Genomic DNA, 16,436 nt, shown 5'->3' on the forward strand with positions numbered 1-16,436 from the left:
CGTCGCTACATCGCCCGTCATGAACGACACGCTGAAGATCGCTTCCTGGAACATCAACTCAGTCCGGTTCCGAATCGGAATCGTCGAACAGTTTCTTCGGCAGGAATCGCCCGACATTCTGTGCCTTCAGGAAACGAAGGTGATGGACAATGTGTTTCCCACGCAGGCGTTTCACGATCTTGGTTATGTCCATCAAATGCTCAACGGTCAGCAGATGCACCATGGCGTCGCCATCCTCTCGCGCATTCCGCTAATCGAGGACGACCGACTCGACTGGCAGGCAAATGGCGAGGCACGTCATATCGGCGCACGCTTGCCGAACGGAATGCGACTGGAGAATGTTTATATTCCGGCGGGCGGCGACGTTCCTGACCGGGAACTCAATCACAAATTTGCTCAGAAGCTCGACTTTTTCGAACGTATGACACGCTGGTCGGAAACGCTGGCTGGCCCGACTCTGCTCGTGGGCGATTTCAACGTCGCGCCACTGGAAAGCGACGTGTGGGGGCACAAACAACTGCTCGGGACTGTCAGTCATACGCCGATCGAGGTGGAAACGCTGGGACGGATGCAGGCGGCGGCTGACTGGGTTGATCTTGGTCGAAAGTTTGTGCCGGCTCCGGCCAGGCTTCACACTTGGTGGAGCTATCGGGCAAAAGACTGGGCTTCGTCAGATCGTGGGCGGCGGCTCGATCACATGTGGGCGACGCCCGATGTCGCGGCACAAGCGGTAGCACATGCCGTTCATGAACCCGTTCGAAGCTGGGAAAAGCCGTCCGACCATGTTCCATTGGTCACCGAGTTCGTATTCTGAGCAATGTTTCACCCGATCCGCGTGCAGCGGCGCGCGCTATCGATGCACTCCGACGCGGGTGGGTTGTGGCGGTCGGCGGACTGCGTGTGCTCGCGATCGAAACGGCGGACGAGTTGAGGCTCGCGAAATTCGATCCCCAGGGCAGCGCCGATATCCTTCTGGCGGGGTCACGCGCCGCAACACTGAAACTCACGAATCAGGTTGAGGCAGCGGATTCAGCACGCCCCGTTACGGTGGCGCGGACGCCATGGCTTGATTTCACAGCCGCGCTTGCTCTGGCCGATCCCGCGACCGACCTTGCAAATCCGTTACAGGGACCATTTCGCGCGATCCCAACGTGCAATGCAGATGATGCAGTGGCGGCGCTGGAACTGGCGCGACTGACAGGAATACTTCCCGCATTTTTCGTGTTGAGCGCGGGAGAGGCAGAAGTTTCGGTCCTGCCTGCTGATGTCACTGCCTATGATTCTCCAGATCGGTTGGCGATTGTGGCTCGGGCACGGTTACCGGTCCAGTCATGTGAATCCGCTGAGATCGTTGCCTTCCGAAGCCCAGAGACGACATCGGAACATGTGGCGCTCATTTTGGGCAAACCCGACGGCCAACCACCGCTCGTCAGATTGCATAGCGAGTGCTTGACCGGTGACGTCCTCGGATCACTGAAATGCGATTGTGGTCCACAACTTCACGCTGCGCTCCACGAGATTACGGAGAGCGGCTGGGGGATATTGCTTTATCTGCGGCAAGAAGGTCGCGGTATCGGATTGATCAACAAACTGCGCGCTTACGAGTTGCAGGATCAGGGGTTCGACACCGTGGATGCCAATCTGCGGCTCGGTTTTGCAATCGACTCACGCGATTTCGGGGTGGCAGGTCGAATGCTCGAGTTATTGGGCCAATTGCAGGTGCGCTTGCTGACCAACAATCCTGCCAAGGTAGCGGGGCTTCATGCTTCAGGCATCACGGTTATCGAACGCGTGGTGCATAGCCTTCCGTCGAACCCGCATAACGAGAAGTATCTGGCGACAAAGCGCGACCGGACCGGACACCAGCTTTAGAATATAAGTCGGGAAACTTCGCCAAAGTCCGCCGCGATGTTATGGACACCGATGGCCCGAAGTCGATCCGCATGATCGACCGCGCAGTGTGTCCCCCCACAAAATCCAATGACGTAAGCACCGGAGGCCACTGCTGCAGTCGCGCCGACGGGTGAATCTTCCAGAATGACGGCGCGACCTATGTCGATGCCCAGCGCGGTTGCCGCATGGAAATAGATATCAGGTGCGGGTTTGCCGTTTTCGACGTGTTCGCGACCGGAAAAGATCATGTCGCCGAATGCATCCCTGATGCCAAGATGTTCCAAGTGGCTAACAATCCATGCGCTGGAACTGGACGATGCGATTGCGCGTGGGAGTTCGGCAGGCAAGCTGCGCACAAACGCAACGGCACCCGCCACCGGGTCAATCCCTTCTTGCATTACGCGCGCATCCTCGGCGGCCCGGACATCATGAAAATCGCTCGAAATCGCTCGACCGGTCCAACGCTCAATCGCCGCGATAAAGTCTTTTCCCGCCAGCCCCATGAAATTCGCCATCGATTCTAGGGGCGTCGTTGGATGGCCTATGCTGGTAAGATATTCGGCGATCTGTTTGTTGCCAGCGTATTCACTTTCGAGAAGGACGCCATCGAAGTCGAAGATAATCGCGTCAAATTTCATACGCGCTCACCGAACAACGCAGTGCCGACGCGAATGTGAGTGGCTCCTATTTTTATTGCAGTTTCAAAGTCGCCCGACATTCCCATGCTCAAGCCCGGAAGGCCGTGATCGCGTGCCAGTTTGGCGAGCAAAGCAAACCAGGGTGCGGGTTCGAGATCAACCGGAGGAACACACATCAGACCCGCAACCGGTAGGTTCGCAGCCATCGCTTCACCAAGCAAAGCGCGTAGGTCCGCCACGGCACAGCCGCCCTTTTGCGGCTCGTCGGCAAGATTGACCTGAATGAAGCAATCTGGACGTTTACCCAATCTGTCCATAGCTCTGGCAAGAGCTGTAACGAGCGACAGCCGATCGACGGCATGGATTGCATGCGCTATCGCAACGGCGTCATCGGCCTTGTTCGACTGGAGTTGCCCCACGAGGTGCAGGCGGATGTCGGGATTGGCTTCCATCAGCGCAGGCCATTTATCCTGCGCTTCCTGAACACGGTTTTCACCAAAAATACGCTGGCCCGCAGCAATCAGAGGCGCAATTTCTGTGGCGGTGCAGGTTTTCGATATGGCGATCAGCGTTACCTCATCCGATTCGCGTCCAGTAATTTTGGCAGCGCGCGCGATACGTTGCGTGATTTCAAACAATTTTTGGGTGGCTTCTTCGGTCATGGTGTTGCCCTATAGAGGGGGCTATGCGCCGCCGCCACCCGCTCCCCCGTATATGGTTGATGACCGACGAACGGATTGCCGATCTGGACGGCGCGATAATGCGCCTGCCGAGGGGATCGGGAATCGTGTTTCGGCATTACAGTCTGGAATCAGGAGCAAGACGCACGCTGTTCAATCGCGTTCGAGCACTGGCGCGCCGTTATCGCCATGTCCTGTTGCTGGCTGATACACCGTTGCGTGCCCGTGCGTGGGGCGCAGATGGATCGCATAACCGCTCTACGTTGCAGTCGCAGGGGTTGAGGAGTGCAGCGGTTCACGACGTCCACGAACATATCGTCGCTATCCGTGCGCGGGCCGATTTGATTTTCGTATCACCCGTGTTCCAGACCCAATCACATCCTGGGAGTCGTTCATTAGGACGGATTGGGCTGGCGTTAGTTGCGGGCAAACACCGATCGCGGACAATAGCGCTGGGCGGCATGAATACCATTAGGGCAAGAAGTCTGTCTTCGCTGAAAATTCACGGATGGGCAGCGATCGATGCCCTCAGCCAGCCTTAGAATTTGAAGGCGGTGCCGATATAGACAGCCTGACTGTCACGCCGATCATCGGTGATCTCAAGACGGTCACGTTCAGGTGCGCGATAACGAACACCAGCAGTCAGATCAAAATTCCGGCTGAGTTTGTACGATCCGCCAAGGTCGAGTGAATAGGCAGCCGTACCGGCACTGAGGGCGCGCGGCGTGCCAACAAGCGGATGTTCGTTTCCGACAGCAAGACGAGTCGTCCAGTTGCGAGTGTTATAGCTCACACCAATGTCGGTAGTTTCGCGACCGCCCATGAGGCCGAGATCAACTCTCGCAACGTCGCTCGATAAAGCAAAGTGCTTCCAGCCCACCGCTACGCCGAGGTTATAGGCGATTGGAGCAATGTTCGAAGTCGGGGCGCTGACAAGTGCAGTCCGTTCGCCGCCAATAACGCCGAGGTTGGTGCCAGCCCGGACTGCAACAGTAACCGAACGATTGAGACGAATGCTGGCGCTCGTACTTGCCGGGGTAAACCGAAACCCGCTGGTTGCAAGGCCACCGCGCGCTAGCACCGCTGCCAGTCGTGCATCACTGCTGGCAGGTGTAAAGGAACCCAACGCGCTGCGGTTATTCAGTTGCACGCGAGGCTTAACGAGGCGGACTTCGTTCGACGCGCCAAATGCAGGCGACAAGGCAAAGGCAAGCGCGAGAATCGCACTTCCCGACAGCCCAATTGTCAAACCCCTTCTGCGCACGACTCGCAATTCCCCAATAGTCTTTTCGATACATAGGGAGAATGACGCGCACTACCAACGGCCAAGCCATTTTTAGCCGCACTGTGTCTTTTCGCCCACAGATTCCGATTATAGAGCATATCCCGTTCAGCTTGCGGGCAGCGTGAAGCCGGTATAACGCGTGACTATTCCGTCTGCATGACTTTATTCTCAAGGATTTTCATGGCCCGCCGCTTGTCTATTGCGTTCGCCATTGCGATCGTTTCGCTGACTGCCGCATGTAGTCGCCATAAGTCGCGGCCGAAAGCCGACCTGGCTCCGTCGCAAGTTACGACGATCGGTATCAATTCCTATCTGTGGCGCGCGGCACTCGACACCGTATCGTTCATGCCGTTGTTGCAGACAGATTCGAACGGCGGAGTCATCGTGACCGACTGGTACGTGAACCCCAATGCTGCGGGTGATCGCATGAAACTGACCGTAACGATTCTTGATCGCGACCTGCGTGCAGACGCCGTTCGTGTCGCCGCGTCGCGTCAGGTTTTAACTGCAGGCCAGTGGCTCGATGCTCCGGTTCAGGCCGCGACAGTGCAAAAACTTGAAGACATTATTCTCACCAAGGCGCGCGATCTGAGACGCAACGCCGTTTCTGACTGATCCAACCATGAGTTCGCGTTTCAACCCGTTAAAGGCTGATGCGCGCTGGCAAGCGGTATGGGAGGAGAACGACACGTTCGTTGCTCCTGCCGGTATTGCGTCCGGCGCTTCATCGCCCAGTGATAACGCCAAGCGCGCCTATGTGCTTGAGATGTTTCCCTATCCATCTGGCCGCATTCATATGGGCCATGTTCGCAACTATGCGATGGGCGATGTAGTTGCGCGTTATAAGCGCATGACCGGACATTCCGTCTTGCACCCGATGGGATGGGACTCGTTTGGAATGCCCGCCGAAAATGCTGCAATGGAAAAGGGCGTACACCCGGGCGATTGGACGCGCGCCAATATCGCAGCGATGCGCACGCAACTGAAACGTCTCGGACTGGCAATCGACTGGAGCCGCGAACTTTCAACCTGCGAACCCGAATATTACGGGCATGAACAAGCGCTATTTCTAGATCTCTACAAGGCCGGCCTCGTTTACCGGCGCGAATCGTCGGTCAACTGGGATCCGGTCGATATGACCGTTCTCGCCAATGAACAGGTTATCGATGGTCGTGGCTGGCGGTCCGGTGCGCTCGTCGAAAAGCGCAAGCTGAACCAGTGGTTCCTGCGCATTACCGACTTTGCCGAGGAGTTGCTGGAGGGTCTCGACACGCTCGACCTATGGCCAGAAAAAGTACGCTTGATGCAGGAAAACTGGATCGGCAAATCACAGGGTCTGCGGGCAAGCTTCGCTCTTAGCGATGAGTCCGACAACATCGACGTCTTTACGACGCGGCCCGATACGATTTTCGGTGCAAGTTTCGTCGCGATTGCTGCCGATCACCCTTTGGCCACTCAGCTAGCGGAAAATCGCTATGCCTTACAGCAGTTTATCGAAGAATGCCGCCGGGGTGGAACGACAGCGGTTGAAATCGAAACAGCAGAAAAGCTTGGATTCGATACAGGGCTGACGGTCATACACCCGCTCGAACCGGAGCAACGCCTACCCGTTTTCGTCGCAAACTTTGTGCTGATGGATTATGGTACGGGCGCAGTAATGGGCGTACCGGCGCACGATCAGCGAGACCTTGAATTTGCCCGGAAATACGACATCCCGGTGCGGCGTGTTGTTGCCGACGGGGAAATAATCGACCCGGTATTTAAAGGCAACGAAGCGTTCAATGGCGCGGGACAGTTGGTTAATTCCCGTTTTCTTGACGGCATGAACATTACCGACGCCAAAGCCGAGATTATTACCCGTGCAGAGCGTCAGGGTTGGGGTGAAGGTCAAACGCAGTACCGCCTGCGCGACTGGGGGGTATCACGTCAGCGCTATTGGGGAACCCCGATCCCGATTATCCATTGCGGATTTTGCGGCGTTCTGCCTGTTCCGCGTGCGCAATTGCCCGTTATTTTACCTGAAGACGTAAGCTTCGACATCCCCGGAAACCCGCTCGACCGGCATCCGACGTGGAAGAATGTCCCCTGTCCCAACTGCAAAGAACCGGCGCGGCGCGAGACTGATACGCTCGACACATTCGTCGATTCATCGTGGTATTTTATACGCTTCGCCAGCCAGCCAAAAGATCAGCCATTCGATCGTGCAGAGGCTGAACAATGGTTGCCGGTCGGCCAATATATCGGCGGCGTTGAACATGCGATCCTGCATCTTCTCTATGCTCGTTTCTGGACACGTGCGCTTAAACATATCGGACGGCTCGACGTTGCCGAACCATTTGCCGGCCTGTTCACACAGGGAATGGTGACGCACGAGACGTATAAGGACGCTAGTGGTAAATGGCTGGCGCCCGATGAGGTCCGCGATGGGAAGTCAATTGCGTCGGGTGATCCGATCACGCTCGGCCGCATTGAAAAAATGTCGAAATCGAAAAAGAACACTGTCGATCCCGGGCCGATTCTCGATGGATACGGCGCCGATGCAGTGCGCTGGTTCATGCTTTCGGATAGCCCCCCTGAGCGTGACCTGGAATGGAGCGAGTCGGGTATCGAAGGTACCTGGCGCTTCGTCCAGAGGCTGTGGCGACTCTTTGACAGTCCGGGCGGCAACGCTGGAGTGGATAAGGTTGTCGACAGGGCATTGCACCGCGCGATCGCAGGCGTCGCAACGGAAATCGACGCGCTCCATTTCAACAAGGCCGTCGCCAAGATTCACGAACTTGCTAATGTGCTGGAGAAAGCAGCGCCTTCCGCATCGCGCGATGCGGCTATCACGACACTCACTAGGTTGATCGCACCAATGTTGCCCCATCTTGCCGAAGAAGCTTGGGAAAATCTAGGTGGGAAAGGATTAATCGCCGATCAGCTATGGCCGGATGCTGATCCTGCGTTGCTTATCGACGATGAAGTAACGATTGCGATTCAGATCAACGGCAAGCTGCGCGACACGCTAACGGTCGACAAGGGATCGACAAGGGAAACGCTTGAAGCGCTGGCCTTGGCATCAGATAAGGTCATCAAGTCTCTGAGCGGTGCAGTTCCAAAGAAGGTAATCGTTGTGCCCGACCGCCTTGTGAACATCGTAGCATGAAACAGCATCTGGCTTTGGCTGCGGTGGTCGCCCTATCGGGCTGTGGTCTGCATCCGCTTTATGCAGGCGGATCGAAAGGATCGGTTGCTCAGATACTTGCGGGGGTCTCTGTTACGCCGATCGAGGGCAAGTCAGGCTATCTCATGCGCAATGCGTTGACCGACCGACTTTCCGCGTCAGGGCCTACGCGCTATCGGCTGGACGTGACGCTGGATGACAAGATTCAGGGTTTCGGCGTCCGTCGTGACGATGCAATCACGCGAGAGCGTCGCTCGCTGCGCGCGCGCTTTCAGCTAATCGACGCCTCGCGTGGGACGGTGCTGCTCGATGGCACGGCAGGGTCCGATGCAGGTATCGATGCTGTATCGTCAGAATACGCTACGATCGCCGCCGAAGACACTGCACTGGAGAACCTGACGCAAACGGTTGCCGACCAGATTGTTGCCCGTATCGGACTCTATGCACAGCGGTCGGGAGGCCAGTGAAGGTAAAAGAGGCACAGATGTCGCGCGCGCTGGACAATCCAGACGGTGCGATACGGTTATATTTATTATATGGACCCGACGATTCGGGGTCGCGAGCACTGGCAACCCGCCTCGACCGCTCAATGGGAGCCGATGCCGAGCGCATCGATATTGACACAGCGACGCTGAAAAATGATCCAGCACACCTGGTTGATGAGGCTGCATCGATCTCTCTTTTCGGAGGGCGTCGATATATTCGCGTCACCGGTGGCGACGAATGCACTGCGGCAGTGGCATCTTTGCTCGAATCGAGCACGACGGGGGATCCAGTTGTTCTGATTGCCGGAGCACTCAAACCGACTTCGACTTTATTAAAGGTTGCTCTCAATGATCCGCTTGTGCTGGGATGCGCCAGTTACAAGCCGGAGGGCAATACGGCTGACGAGTTAGCCGTGATGCTGGCGCGCGGCTTTGGATTAAGACTTACCGGGGCAGCAACCCGGCAGTTAATGAGCGATTGTCTAGGAGATCGCGCGATACTGGAACGAGAGCTCGAGAAAATTGCGTTATATCTCGATGCTGCACCCGATCGCCCTCGCGATGCTGATACCGACGTCCTCGACTCAATCGGCGCTGGTTTAGGGGAAGCAAGCACATCACTGTTAGTGGACGCCGTGATGGCAGGGCAATTAAAGAGCCTTGGCATCGAGCTCGTTGCAATGGCCGAGGGCACAGGACCAATCCCAGTTCTACGAGGCCTATCACGCAGACTGTTACTGCTGGCGAAATTGAGGGCCGAAGTAGACGCCGGCAAAAGTGTCGGAAATGTCATGGCATCATCTGGCAAGTCTTTATTTTACAAAGAAAGGGACGCAGTCGGCTCGCAACTTAGCCGATGGGACTCGAGCCGGATTAGAACTGCTGCAAATCGCATTTTCGTGGTCGAACAGGCAATAAAAACCTCACGTAGTGCGGGAGAGGTTCTGGCACTCGAGGAACTCGTAGCGATCGGCCGCGTTGCCGAGCGGCTTCGCTAGATTTTTTCGCCGCTCAATCGCTGACAAATCATATCTAACTGATCGAGTGTTGCGTAATTAAGAGTCACGTTACCGCCAGTTGCAGTATGAGCAATACTGATCTTAAGTCCCAGTAAGTCCCCAAGCTGTCGTTCAAGCATTGCTATATCTTCGTTTCGTTGAGGCACGGATATGGGTTTTACCACTGATTCCGGTTTTTTCGCCCGCTTGGCAAGGCGCTCGACATCGCGAACCGACAACCCCTTGGTAACTGCCTGTTCGGCGAGCAGCTCTGCGTCAGTCACGCCGAGTAATGCCCGAGCATGCCCCATTTGCAGGCGTCCGTCAGCCAACATACCACGCACCACTGGCGGCAGATCGAGGAGCCGCATTAAGTTTGCGATGTGGCTCCGTGACTTATGGACGATCTTACCGAGTGCTTCCTGGCTGTGTCCGAAATCGCGAGTGAGGCGCGCATAAGCCTCACCTTCCTCGATAGCATTCAGCTCTTCGCGCTGAATATTCTCGATAAGGGCCACTTCAAGCGCTGCGCTATCATCATAGTCCCTGATTATCGCTGGAATTTGATGAAGATGCGCCTTCTGCGCTGCCCGCCATCTTCGTTCACCGGCAACAATTTGGAACTTGCTACCGACAGGACGAACGACGATCGGCTGAAGCACACCTCGAAGCCCGATCGATTCGGCAAGTTCGGCAAGAGCATCATCATCGAAATGCCGGCGTGGTTGATCGGGGTGGGGCGAGATGTCGGCAATGGCGATTTCGCGAACACCATTATCCGTGGTTCCAGGCTCGCGCTCTACTTCGCCCAGCAACGCGGAAAGCCCGCGACCTAGACCAGGAGACTTTCGACGTAAGGGGAGTGACTCGATGCTCATGCCGCAACCCGAGTGGCTTGTGGTAGACGTTCCATCAATTCGCGCGCCAAATTCATATATGCCTCCGACCCGGAACATTTGATGTCGTAAATCAGCGCCGGAAGCCCATGACTAGGCGCCTCTGAAAGCCGCACATTTCGCGGAATAACCGTGTCAAACACCACATTGCCAAGGCAAGCGCGAACATCATCCGCAACCTGTTCGGTAAGCCGATTACGACGATCATACATGGTGAGTGCAACTCCAAGGATCGACAGGCCCGGGTTAAACTTCGCGCGGATGCGTTCAACTGTTGAAAGCAATTGCGACAAACCTTCGAGCGCAAAGAATTCACACTGCAATGGAACAAGAAGCGATTGCGCCGCAACCATTGCGTTGATCGTGAGCATCCCCAGAGATGGAGGACAGTCGATCAAGGCAATATCCCAACGTCCCGGCGGCGATGTATTGAAAGCTTCAACCAGACGGTGAGTGCGGTTTTCATACTGGACGAGTTCAATCTCAGCCCCCGACAGGTCAGCGGTCGACGCGATAATATCGAGCCGGGGCACCCGGGTTGGAATCACTGCCTCAGCTAACGTGCAGTCGCCAGTCAACAATTCATAACTTGTACGGATACGCTGAGCCTGAGTCACTCCGAGTCCGGTGGATGCATTGCCCTGTGGGTCGAGATCGACCAGCAGCACTCGCCAACCTGTGGCCGCAAGTGCCGTTGCCACATTGATTGCAGTCGTTGTTTTACCAACGCCGCCCTTCTGATTTGCGACGGCTAGACAGATCATCGTCGGCCCTTCGGCGAAACATTTTCCGCGATAATGATCGAGCTTGTCGGATCGGTCACGCTCGGCTCCAGTCGAAAATCACCGTGCCACGTCGCGCGAATGGAAGCCAGTTCTTCGGTCGCATTTTTTCCTTTTGGCAATATCCACCGCGTTTTTCGCGTCGAGAATCGACTGGATAAACGTAAGATTTTTTCCAAGGGCGCAAATGCCCGCGCCGAAATTATGCTCGCAACGAACGTATCGACTCGTTCGATGCGATCACCAATAACCTGTACATTGGAGAGCCCCAGAGAGGTCACAGCGCGCGCTAGGAATTCATGACGAAGGCGACGCTCCTCTACGAGAGTTACATCGCAGCTCCCGAATGCCGCGATCACTAATCCTGGGAAACCGGCACCTGTCCCAAGGTCCAACCATTTCCCTCCTCCGGCAAAACGAAGGAGCTGAATGGAATCGACGACATGCCGGGTCCAAATATCTTCGATAGTGCTTAACGAAATTAAATTTTGCGTAGATGATTCGAGGCGAACGAGACTCACCAAGGATTCCAACACGGAATATGTTTCACGTGAAACAGGATAATGCGCTGCACTCGTCAGATCGTCATTGGTCATCCTGCGCTAGCTCGGCGTGATGCCACCAGGATCGTCGCTAGCGCCGCAGGAGTGACACCCCTGATACGACCCGCTGCGCCTATTGTTTGAGGTCTTGCCGCGCTTAGCTTCTCCCGCATTTCTGTTGAAAGTCCGGCAAGCTCAAAATAATTCACATTAGCAGGAATTAATGCATTTTCGGCTGAGCTAATTGCACGCAATTCCGAAAGTTGGCGTAATACATACGGGGCGTAAGCAACGTCTTCGGCTACCTCATCGATAACCATCTCATCCAAATCCGCCAGAGTTTCCGACGATGCGCGAAGTTCGACCGCAGTCCACCGCTCACGGCGAGCACGATCCGCAAACGTCCCCAATCCATCTGCACGACAATCCGCGTGCGCTTTGGTAATAGCTAGTTGCTGCCGGCGCTCTTCCCACCAGGATCTACGTTCACTACCAACGCAGCCCATTTCGATTCCCTTTTGTGTAAGCCTCGTAGCGGCATTATCAGCCCTAAGCTGCAAGCGATATTCTGCGCGTGCGGTTAGCATTCGATATGGCTCAGTAGCACCCTGTAGAACAAGATCATCGATCATAACGCCGATATAGCTCGATGCCCGATCCAGGACGAACGCCGAAAGATTTCGCGCATGATTTGCAGCGTTAATTCCAGCTACGACTCCCTGTGCCGCGGCCTCTTCATAACCTGTCGTGCCATTGATCTGACCAGCAGCGAAAAGCCCCGCGACCGAACGGACAGCCAGACGATGATCCAGTGTACGGGGATCAAGATAATCATATTCAACGGCATAACCAGGCTGTGCGATCTCGACTTCCGCCAAACCTGCAATTGTCCGCAGCATGTCTTGTTGCGTGGATGTCCCCAAAGATGTCGATAATCCGTTGGGATAGATGAGATCGCTGTCCAGCCCTTCAGGCTCCAGGAATATTTGATGACCGTCCCTATCCCCGAAGCGGACAACTTTGTCCTCAATAGAGGGACAATAGCGCGGACCTTGCCCTTCAATTGCGCCTGAATATAACGGTGATTCAGCCGCAGCTGCCCGAACTACATCATGTGTTGATTGGTTCGTTCTAGTCACACCACAGAAAAGTTGCGGGAGGGTTCGGCGTTCCAGCGGAGACATAGACCAGTTACCGTCGTCAGAATGCTGAAGGTCTACTCTGCTCCAGTCAATCGTCTTTCCGTGAAGACGTGGCGGTGTGCCGGTTTTTAAACGGCCCATAGGTAAACCCAAATCCATCAACTGGATGCCTAGGCTAGTAGCCGCCCGTTCGTTTACACGACCGCCAATCTCACGATCAGTACCACGAAACATTTTGGCGTTCAGGAAGGTTCCGGTCGCCAGAACGACAGACTGGGCCGTCAACTTTGTGCCATCTGCCAGACCGACGCCATGCACAGTAGCTCCAACTATGCATAATGACGTTACATCACCCGAGATAATAGAGAGGGTTTCATTCGTCGCTAAACGATCGTTGACTGCGCGGGAAAAGCGTTCACGATCGGCTTGTATTCGAGGTCCCTGTACCGCCTTCCCTTTCGACGAATTGAGCATTCGATAGTGGATTGCAGCACGATCGGATGCACGTCCGATGATACCGTCAAGGGCATCAACTTCACGGACTAAATGCCCTTTGCCAATACCGCCAATTGCCGGATTGCATGACATCATCCCGATGGATTTACGGGTGAAGCTAACCAGCGCAACACTCACACCAATGCGAGCCGCGGCTGCTGCAGCTTCGACCCCAGCGTGGCCACCGCCAATCACAATTACGTCAAAATGAGCCATCAGTAATCGTTAGAATGCTTGGTCAGATTGTCAAAGTGTTCCACGTGAAACATTTATTTGCCAATGCAGAAAGCGCCAAACAAAATGTCGAGCATCGCCTCTGCATCGCTACCTCCAACCACCTTGCCGATTTCTTTTCGTGCCATCCGTAAATGTTCGGCTATCAACAATTCATTGCTTTGCGCATTTATCATTTGGAGTTCAGCGATAGACGCGATCAGGACAGATCGATGTCGCGCATTCAGGGCAACCCCATCCTCAGCCGGAAGGATTGATCGGGCAGCCGCTGTAATTGCGTCGATCAGTTCGGGAATGCCCTCCCCCGTCGTCGCAGAAATTTGAAGCCCGTTCGAATTTCTCTGGAGATCGGATTTAGCAGATATATCTATCGTCAAGGTATCGCTATCGTGATTGCCCCAGCCCCCAAGTGCCAGAACGATATCCGCAGTCTGGCTTTCTACACGCGAGCGCTCAACCCCAAGTCTCTCGATCGGGTCGTCGGTCTCCTCGCGGATACCCGCAGTATCGACAAATACCAACGATAGGCCGCGCATCTTCACCGCACCTTCAATCACATCGCGCGTGGTACCTGGAATTTCCGAAACAATCGCCGCGTCCCGATTGACAAGACAATTAAACAGGGTCGATTTTCCCGAGTTCGGAGGCCCAATAATTGCCACTCTTAGCCCGGAATGTAGGCGCTCGGCCGGTGGGTTAGCCAGTCTGAGTTTGATATCATCAACAATGGCAGAAACGTCCGCCCGCACCATTGTAACAGAAAGAACGTCAACATCGTCCTCGTCGCTAAAATCAATTACAGCTTCCACTCGCGCAGAAATCTGCAACAACTGACGAATCCAGGCTTCAGTTAATCGATGGAGTGAGCCACCAACCTGCGCAATCGCACTCCTGCGCTGCGCTTCAGTTTCTGCGCTCAAAAGGTCTCCCAGCCCTTCTGCCTGAGCTAAATCTATCCGGTTATTTTCGAATGCCCGGCGGGTAAACTCACCCGGTTCAGCGGGCCGCAGGCCTTTAATTTGAGAGAGAGAGTTGAGCACAGCGGCAACAACGGCGCGTCCTCCGTGCAGATGAAGTTCGACAACGTCTTCACCCGTCGCACTTTTGGGGCGAGGAAATGCAAGCGTGAGCGCATGATCCAGCGGTAATCTGGTGTCCGGGTCCATAAGAAGGGCAACGGTTGCAGTGCGCGGTTTCGGCATCGAGCGTCCAGTAAGGAGTAGCAACGCCCGGTTCGCATCAGGCCCACTAACCCGAACCACGGCAATTCCAGCGGGCGGTGATCCGCTGGACAACGCAAAAATTGTGTCCAAGTCCGGCACGGTATTCTAGCGCTTGGCTGGTCCGGTGACTTGGCTGAACATATTTTGCCACGCTTTCATGCCAGCATCGCCCATAGGTGCCCATCCCTTCAGCATCGATTCTATCACCTCAGACGATATGCCGCTTTTTACCGCGCCGAGCATTTGCGCAATATAGGCTTCATGGACAGGAGTAAGATCAGGTAGCCCCATGAAGCGACGAGCTTCTTCTGGGGTACAATCTATTTCCACATTGATCTTCATGTCACGTTCCCCGGCACTTTAAAGTGATTATGCGGTTTGCGAAGCAAAGCTACAAGCGATCGCTCAGGCTGCTCCTGCAACGGGGTAACACATTGGTAACGCTCATCGACAAATCGGCGAGCACGATCTGAATAGCACCAGTGTCAGATCCATCAGGACAACTTCTCTAAATTCGAATGGGGCGCGGTCGTAAACACGTCAGAGAAAACCAGAATCACAGCAGGTCACGAACAAAATTCTGTTGCCAGAGATTAGAACCCGCTCTTTGGCCGGTTCAAATCCCTGGCAAGACGTGTTTTATCGCCTCATCTACGTTTTAAGAGTTCATTGAATCGAAGAAATCTTCGTTCGTCTTTGAATCCTTCATCTTGTCGAGCAAGAATTCCATCGCATCGATCGTACCCATCTGCATGAGAATGCGACGAAGCACCCACATTTTTGATAGCTTGTCCTTGGCGACAAGAAGCTCTTCCTTACGAGTTCCAGACTTGCCGACGTCGAGTGCTGGGAAAACGCGCTTGTCGGCAACCTTGCGATCCAGCACGATTTCCGAGTTACCAGTTCCCTTGAATTCTTCGAAGATAACTTCATCCATGCGGCTACCGGTATCAATCAACGCCGTTGCGATGATCGAAAGCGAACCACCTTCCTCGATATTACGGGCCGCACCGAAAAATCGTTTCGGACGCTGTAACGCATTAGCGTCAACGCCACCGGTCAACACTTTACCCGAACTTGGAACAACGGTGTTGTAGGCCCGGCCAAGCCGGGTGATCGAATCGAGCAGAATGACGACGTCCTTCTTGTGCTCGACCAAACGTTTGGCTTTTTCTATAACCATTTCAGCAACTTGAACGTGACGCTGTGCTGGTTCGTCGAAAGTCGAGGAGATAACCTCACCCTTTACCGAACGCTGCATATCAGTAACTTCTTCAGGTCGCTCATCGACCAACAGGACGATCAGGAACACCTCAGGATGATTATCCGTAATCGCTTTGGCAATATTCTGAAGCAGCACCGTTTTACCGACGCGTGGTGGTGCGACGATAAGCGCGCGCTGTCCCTTACCCTGCGGTGAAATGATATCAATCACACGAGCTGACTTGTCTTTGACCGTCGGATCGAGGGTATCGAGATTCAGCTTTTCGTCCGGATATAATGGAGTGAGATTGTCGAAATTAACGCGATGGCGAACGACTTCGGGGTCATCAAAATTAACAGCGGTAAGCTTCGTCAGTGCAAAATAGCGCTCGCCATCTTTCGGCCCTCGAATTTCGCCTTCGACCGTATCACCGGTACGCAAACCGTGTTTACGCACCTGATTCGGCGAAATGTAAATATCGTCGGGACCAGCCAGGTAATTGGCCTCTGGGCTACGCAGGAAGCCGAATCCATCCTGCAGCACTTCTAATGTACCAATCCCCATGACCTGCTCACCATTGTCGGCCTCAACCTTCAAAATGGCGAACAGCAAATCCTGTTTACGGAGTGTCGATGCGCTCTCGATCTCCATCGATTCTGCCATCTCAACCAGTTCGGCCGGCTTCTTTTTCTTCAAATCTTTCAAATGCATAGTATTTCTTTCGGGAATTTCTTTTCGGACGTTGAAGCCGAAGCAGCGAACCAAGGACTGGT

The 16,436-nt window shown here is 54.8% G+C and carries 17 protein-coding genes; 7 read left to right on the plus strand and 10 right to left on the minus strand.

The genetic code is table 11. From position 1 onward, the window contains the following. Positions 1 to 19: 19 nt before the first annotated feature. Both D3Y57_RS12250 and ribA read left to right on the plus strand, forming a co-directional pair. Positions 20 to 814, plus strand: coding sequence for an exodeoxyribonuclease III (locus tag D3Y57_RS12250; RefSeq protein WP_121155849.1), 795 nt, complete (start codon positions 20 to 22; stop codon positions 812 to 814). After that, positions 811 to 1,872 (plus strand): GTP cyclohydrolase II, encoded by a 1,062-nt coding sequence (gene ribA / locus D3Y57_RS12255; RefSeq protein WP_430739043.1) that lies wholly within the window; start codon positions 811 to 813, stop codon positions 1,870 to 1,872. The genes D3Y57_RS12250 and ribA overlap by 4 nt, the downstream gene beginning before the upstream one ends. Here ribA and D3Y57_RS12260 read toward each other — a convergent pair. Continuing rightward, entirely contained in the window at positions 1,869 to 2,531 is a 663-nt protein-coding gene (locus tag D3Y57_RS12260; RefSeq protein WP_121153224.1) for an HAD family hydrolase, read from the minus strand. The genes ribA and D3Y57_RS12260 overlap by 4 nt on opposite strands. Then, the gene (locus D3Y57_RS12265; protein ID WP_121153225.1) at positions 2,528 to 3,193 is read right to left on the minus strand and encodes a YggS family pyridoxal phosphate-dependent enzyme; all 666 of its coding nucleotides are present in this window, start codon (positions 3,191 to 3,193) and stop codon (positions 2,528 to 2,530) included. Before D3Y57_RS12265 ends, D3Y57_RS12260 begins: the two co-directional genes overlap by 4 nt. 23 nt (positions 3,194 to 3,216) lie before the next feature. Here D3Y57_RS12265 and D3Y57_RS12270 point away from each other — a divergent pair, with 23 nt between their 5' ends. After that, positions 3,217 to 3,753 (plus strand): thiamine phosphate synthase, encoded by a 537-nt coding sequence (locus D3Y57_RS12270; protein WP_121153226.1) that lies wholly within the window; start codon positions 3,217 to 3,219, stop codon positions 3,751 to 3,753. On the opposite strand, the gene D3Y57_RS12275 is transcribed toward D3Y57_RS12270, so the two are convergent. Beyond that, entirely contained in the window at positions 3,750 to 4,475 is a 726-nt protein-coding gene (locus tag D3Y57_RS12275; RefSeq protein ID WP_239026047.1) for a porin, read from the minus strand. The genes D3Y57_RS12270 and D3Y57_RS12275 overlap by 4 nt on opposite strands. A 201-nt stretch (positions 4,476 to 4,676) precedes the next feature. On the opposite strand from D3Y57_RS12275, the gene D3Y57_RS12280 reads away from it, so the two are divergent. Genes D3Y57_RS12280 through holA form a run of 4 tightly spaced genes read left to right on the plus strand, consistent with a single transcriptional unit; the run spans position 4,677 to position 9,145 of the window. Continuing rightward, the gene (locus D3Y57_RS12280) at positions 4,677 to 5,111 is read left to right on the plus strand and encodes a DUF3576 domain-containing protein (RefSeq protein WP_121153227.1); all 435 of its coding nucleotides are present in this window, start codon (positions 4,677 to 4,679) and stop codon (positions 5,109 to 5,111) included. Positions 5,112 to 5,118: 7 nt separating this feature from the next. Then, the gene (gene leuS / locus D3Y57_RS12285) at positions 5,119 to 7,644 is read left to right on the plus strand and encodes a leucine--tRNA ligase (RefSeq protein WP_121153228.1); all 2,526 of its coding nucleotides are present in this window, start codon (positions 5,119 to 5,121) and stop codon (positions 7,642 to 7,644) included. Beyond that, complete coding sequence (lptE, locus tag D3Y57_RS12290) at positions 7,641 to 8,129, plus strand: LPS assembly lipoprotein LptE (RefSeq protein ID WP_121153229.1); 489 nt, start codon at positions 7,641 to 7,643, stop codon at positions 8,127 to 8,129. Before leuS ends, lptE begins: the two co-directional genes overlap by 4 nt. A 17-nt stretch (positions 8,130 to 8,146) precedes the next feature. After that, complete coding sequence (holA, locus tag D3Y57_RS12295) at positions 8,147 to 9,145, plus strand: DNA polymerase III subunit delta (protein WP_121155853.1); 999 nt, start codon at positions 8,147 to 8,149, stop codon at positions 9,143 to 9,145. On the opposite strand, the gene D3Y57_RS12300 is transcribed toward holA, so the two are convergent. From D3Y57_RS12300 to rho, 7 genes are all read right to left on the minus strand, one after another. Next, entirely contained in the window at positions 9,142 to 10,023 is an 882-nt protein-coding gene (locus tag D3Y57_RS12300; RefSeq protein WP_121153230.1) for a ParB/RepB/Spo0J family partition protein, read from the minus strand. The genes holA and D3Y57_RS12300 overlap by 4 nt on opposite strands. Then, positions 10,020 to 10,805 (minus strand): ParA family protein, encoded by a 786-nt coding sequence (locus D3Y57_RS12305; RefSeq protein WP_121153231.1) that lies wholly within the window; start codon positions 10,803 to 10,805, stop codon positions 10,020 to 10,022. The genes D3Y57_RS12300 and D3Y57_RS12305 overlap by 4 nt, the downstream gene beginning before the upstream one ends. Further along, the gene (gene rsmG / locus D3Y57_RS12310; protein ID WP_121153232.1) at positions 10,802 to 11,419 is read right to left on the minus strand and encodes a 16S rRNA (guanine(527)-N(7))-methyltransferase RsmG; all 618 of its coding nucleotides are present in this window, start codon (positions 11,417 to 11,419) and stop codon (positions 10,802 to 10,804) included. The genes D3Y57_RS12305 and rsmG overlap by 4 nt, the downstream gene beginning before the upstream one ends. Continuing rightward, a complete protein-coding gene (gene mnmG, locus D3Y57_RS12315; RefSeq protein WP_121153233.1) occupies positions 11,416 to 13,221 on the minus strand; it encodes a tRNA uridine-5-carboxymethylaminomethyl(34) synthesis enzyme MnmG in 1,806 nt (601 codons plus the stop codon). Before mnmG ends, rsmG begins: the two co-directional genes overlap by 4 nt. A gap of 50 nt (positions 13,222 to 13,271) precedes the next feature. Beyond that, positions 13,272 to 14,558 carry a tRNA uridine-5-carboxymethylaminomethyl(34) synthesis GTPase MnmE gene (gene mnmE / locus D3Y57_RS12320; protein ID WP_239026049.1) on the minus strand — a complete coding sequence of 429 codons (1,287 nt, stop codon included), beginning with the start codon at positions 14,556 to 14,558 and terminating at the stop codon, positions 13,272 to 13,274. A 6-nt stretch (positions 14,559 to 14,564) separates the two neighbouring features. Further along, a complete protein-coding gene (locus D3Y57_RS12325) occupies positions 14,565 to 14,801 on the minus strand; it encodes a DUF6489 family protein (RefSeq protein ID WP_121153234.1) in 237 nt (78 codons plus the stop codon). A 316-nt stretch (positions 14,802 to 15,117) separates the two neighbouring features. Beyond that, entirely contained in the window at positions 15,118 to 16,374 is a 1,257-nt protein-coding gene (rho, locus tag D3Y57_RS12330; RefSeq protein ID WP_121153235.1) for a transcription termination factor Rho, read from the minus strand. Positions 16,375 to 16,436: the final 62 nt, after the last annotated feature.

The organism is Sphingomonas paeninsulae (genome assembly GCF_003660165.1).
In the GTDB taxonomy this organism is placed as follows: domain Bacteria; phylum Pseudomonadota; class Alphaproteobacteria; order Sphingomonadales; family Sphingomonadaceae; genus Sphingomonas_O; species Sphingomonas_O paeninsulae.

Coding starts and splice junctions, on each gene's coding strand:
- D3Y57_RS12250 (WP_121155849.1), top strand. CDS start 20: ATGAACGACACGCTGAAGATCGCTTCCTGGAACATCAACTCAGTCCGG.
- D3Y57_RS12260 (WP_121153224.1), bottom strand. CDS start 2,531: ATGAAATTTGACGCGATTATCTTCGACTTCGATGGCGTCCTTCTCGAA.
- D3Y57_RS12265 (WP_121153225.1), bottom strand. CDS start 3,193: ATGACCGAAGAAGCCACCCAAAAATTGTTTGAAATCACGCAACGTATC.
- D3Y57_RS12270 (WP_121153226.1), top strand. CDS start 3,217: ATGCGCCGCCGCCACCCGCTCCCCCGTATATGGTTGATGACCGACGAA.
- D3Y57_RS12280 (WP_121153227.1), top strand. CDS start 4,677: ATGGCCCGCCGCTTGTCTATTGCGTTCGCCATTGCGATCGTTTCGCTG.
- leuS (WP_121153228.1), top strand. CDS start 5,119: ATGAGTTCGCGTTTCAACCCGTTAAAGGCTGATGCGCGCTGGCAAGCG.
- lptE (WP_121153229.1), top strand. CDS start 7,641: ATGAAACAGCATCTGGCTTTGGCTGCGGTGGTCGCCCTATCGGGCTGT.
- holA (WP_121155853.1), top strand. CDS start 8,147: ATGTCGCGCGCGCTGGACAATCCAGACGGTGCGATACGGTTATATTTA.
- D3Y57_RS12300 (WP_121153230.1), bottom strand. CDS start 10,023: ATGAGCATCGAGTCACTCCCCTTACGTCGAAAGTCTCCTGGTCTAGGT.
- D3Y57_RS12305 (WP_121153231.1), bottom strand. CDS start 10,805: ATGATCTGTCTAGCCGTCGCAAATCAGAAGGGCGGCGTTGGTAAAACA.
- rsmG (WP_121153232.1), bottom strand. CDS start 11,419: ATGACCAATGACGATCTGACGAGTGCAGCGCATTATCCTGTTTCACGT.
- D3Y57_RS12325 (WP_121153234.1), bottom strand. CDS start 14,801: ATGAAGATCAATGTGGAAATAGATTGTACCCCAGAAGAAGCTCGTCGC.
- rho (WP_121153235.1), bottom strand. CDS start 16,374: ATGCATTTGAAAGATTTGAAGAAAAAGAAGCCGGCCGAACTGGTTGAG.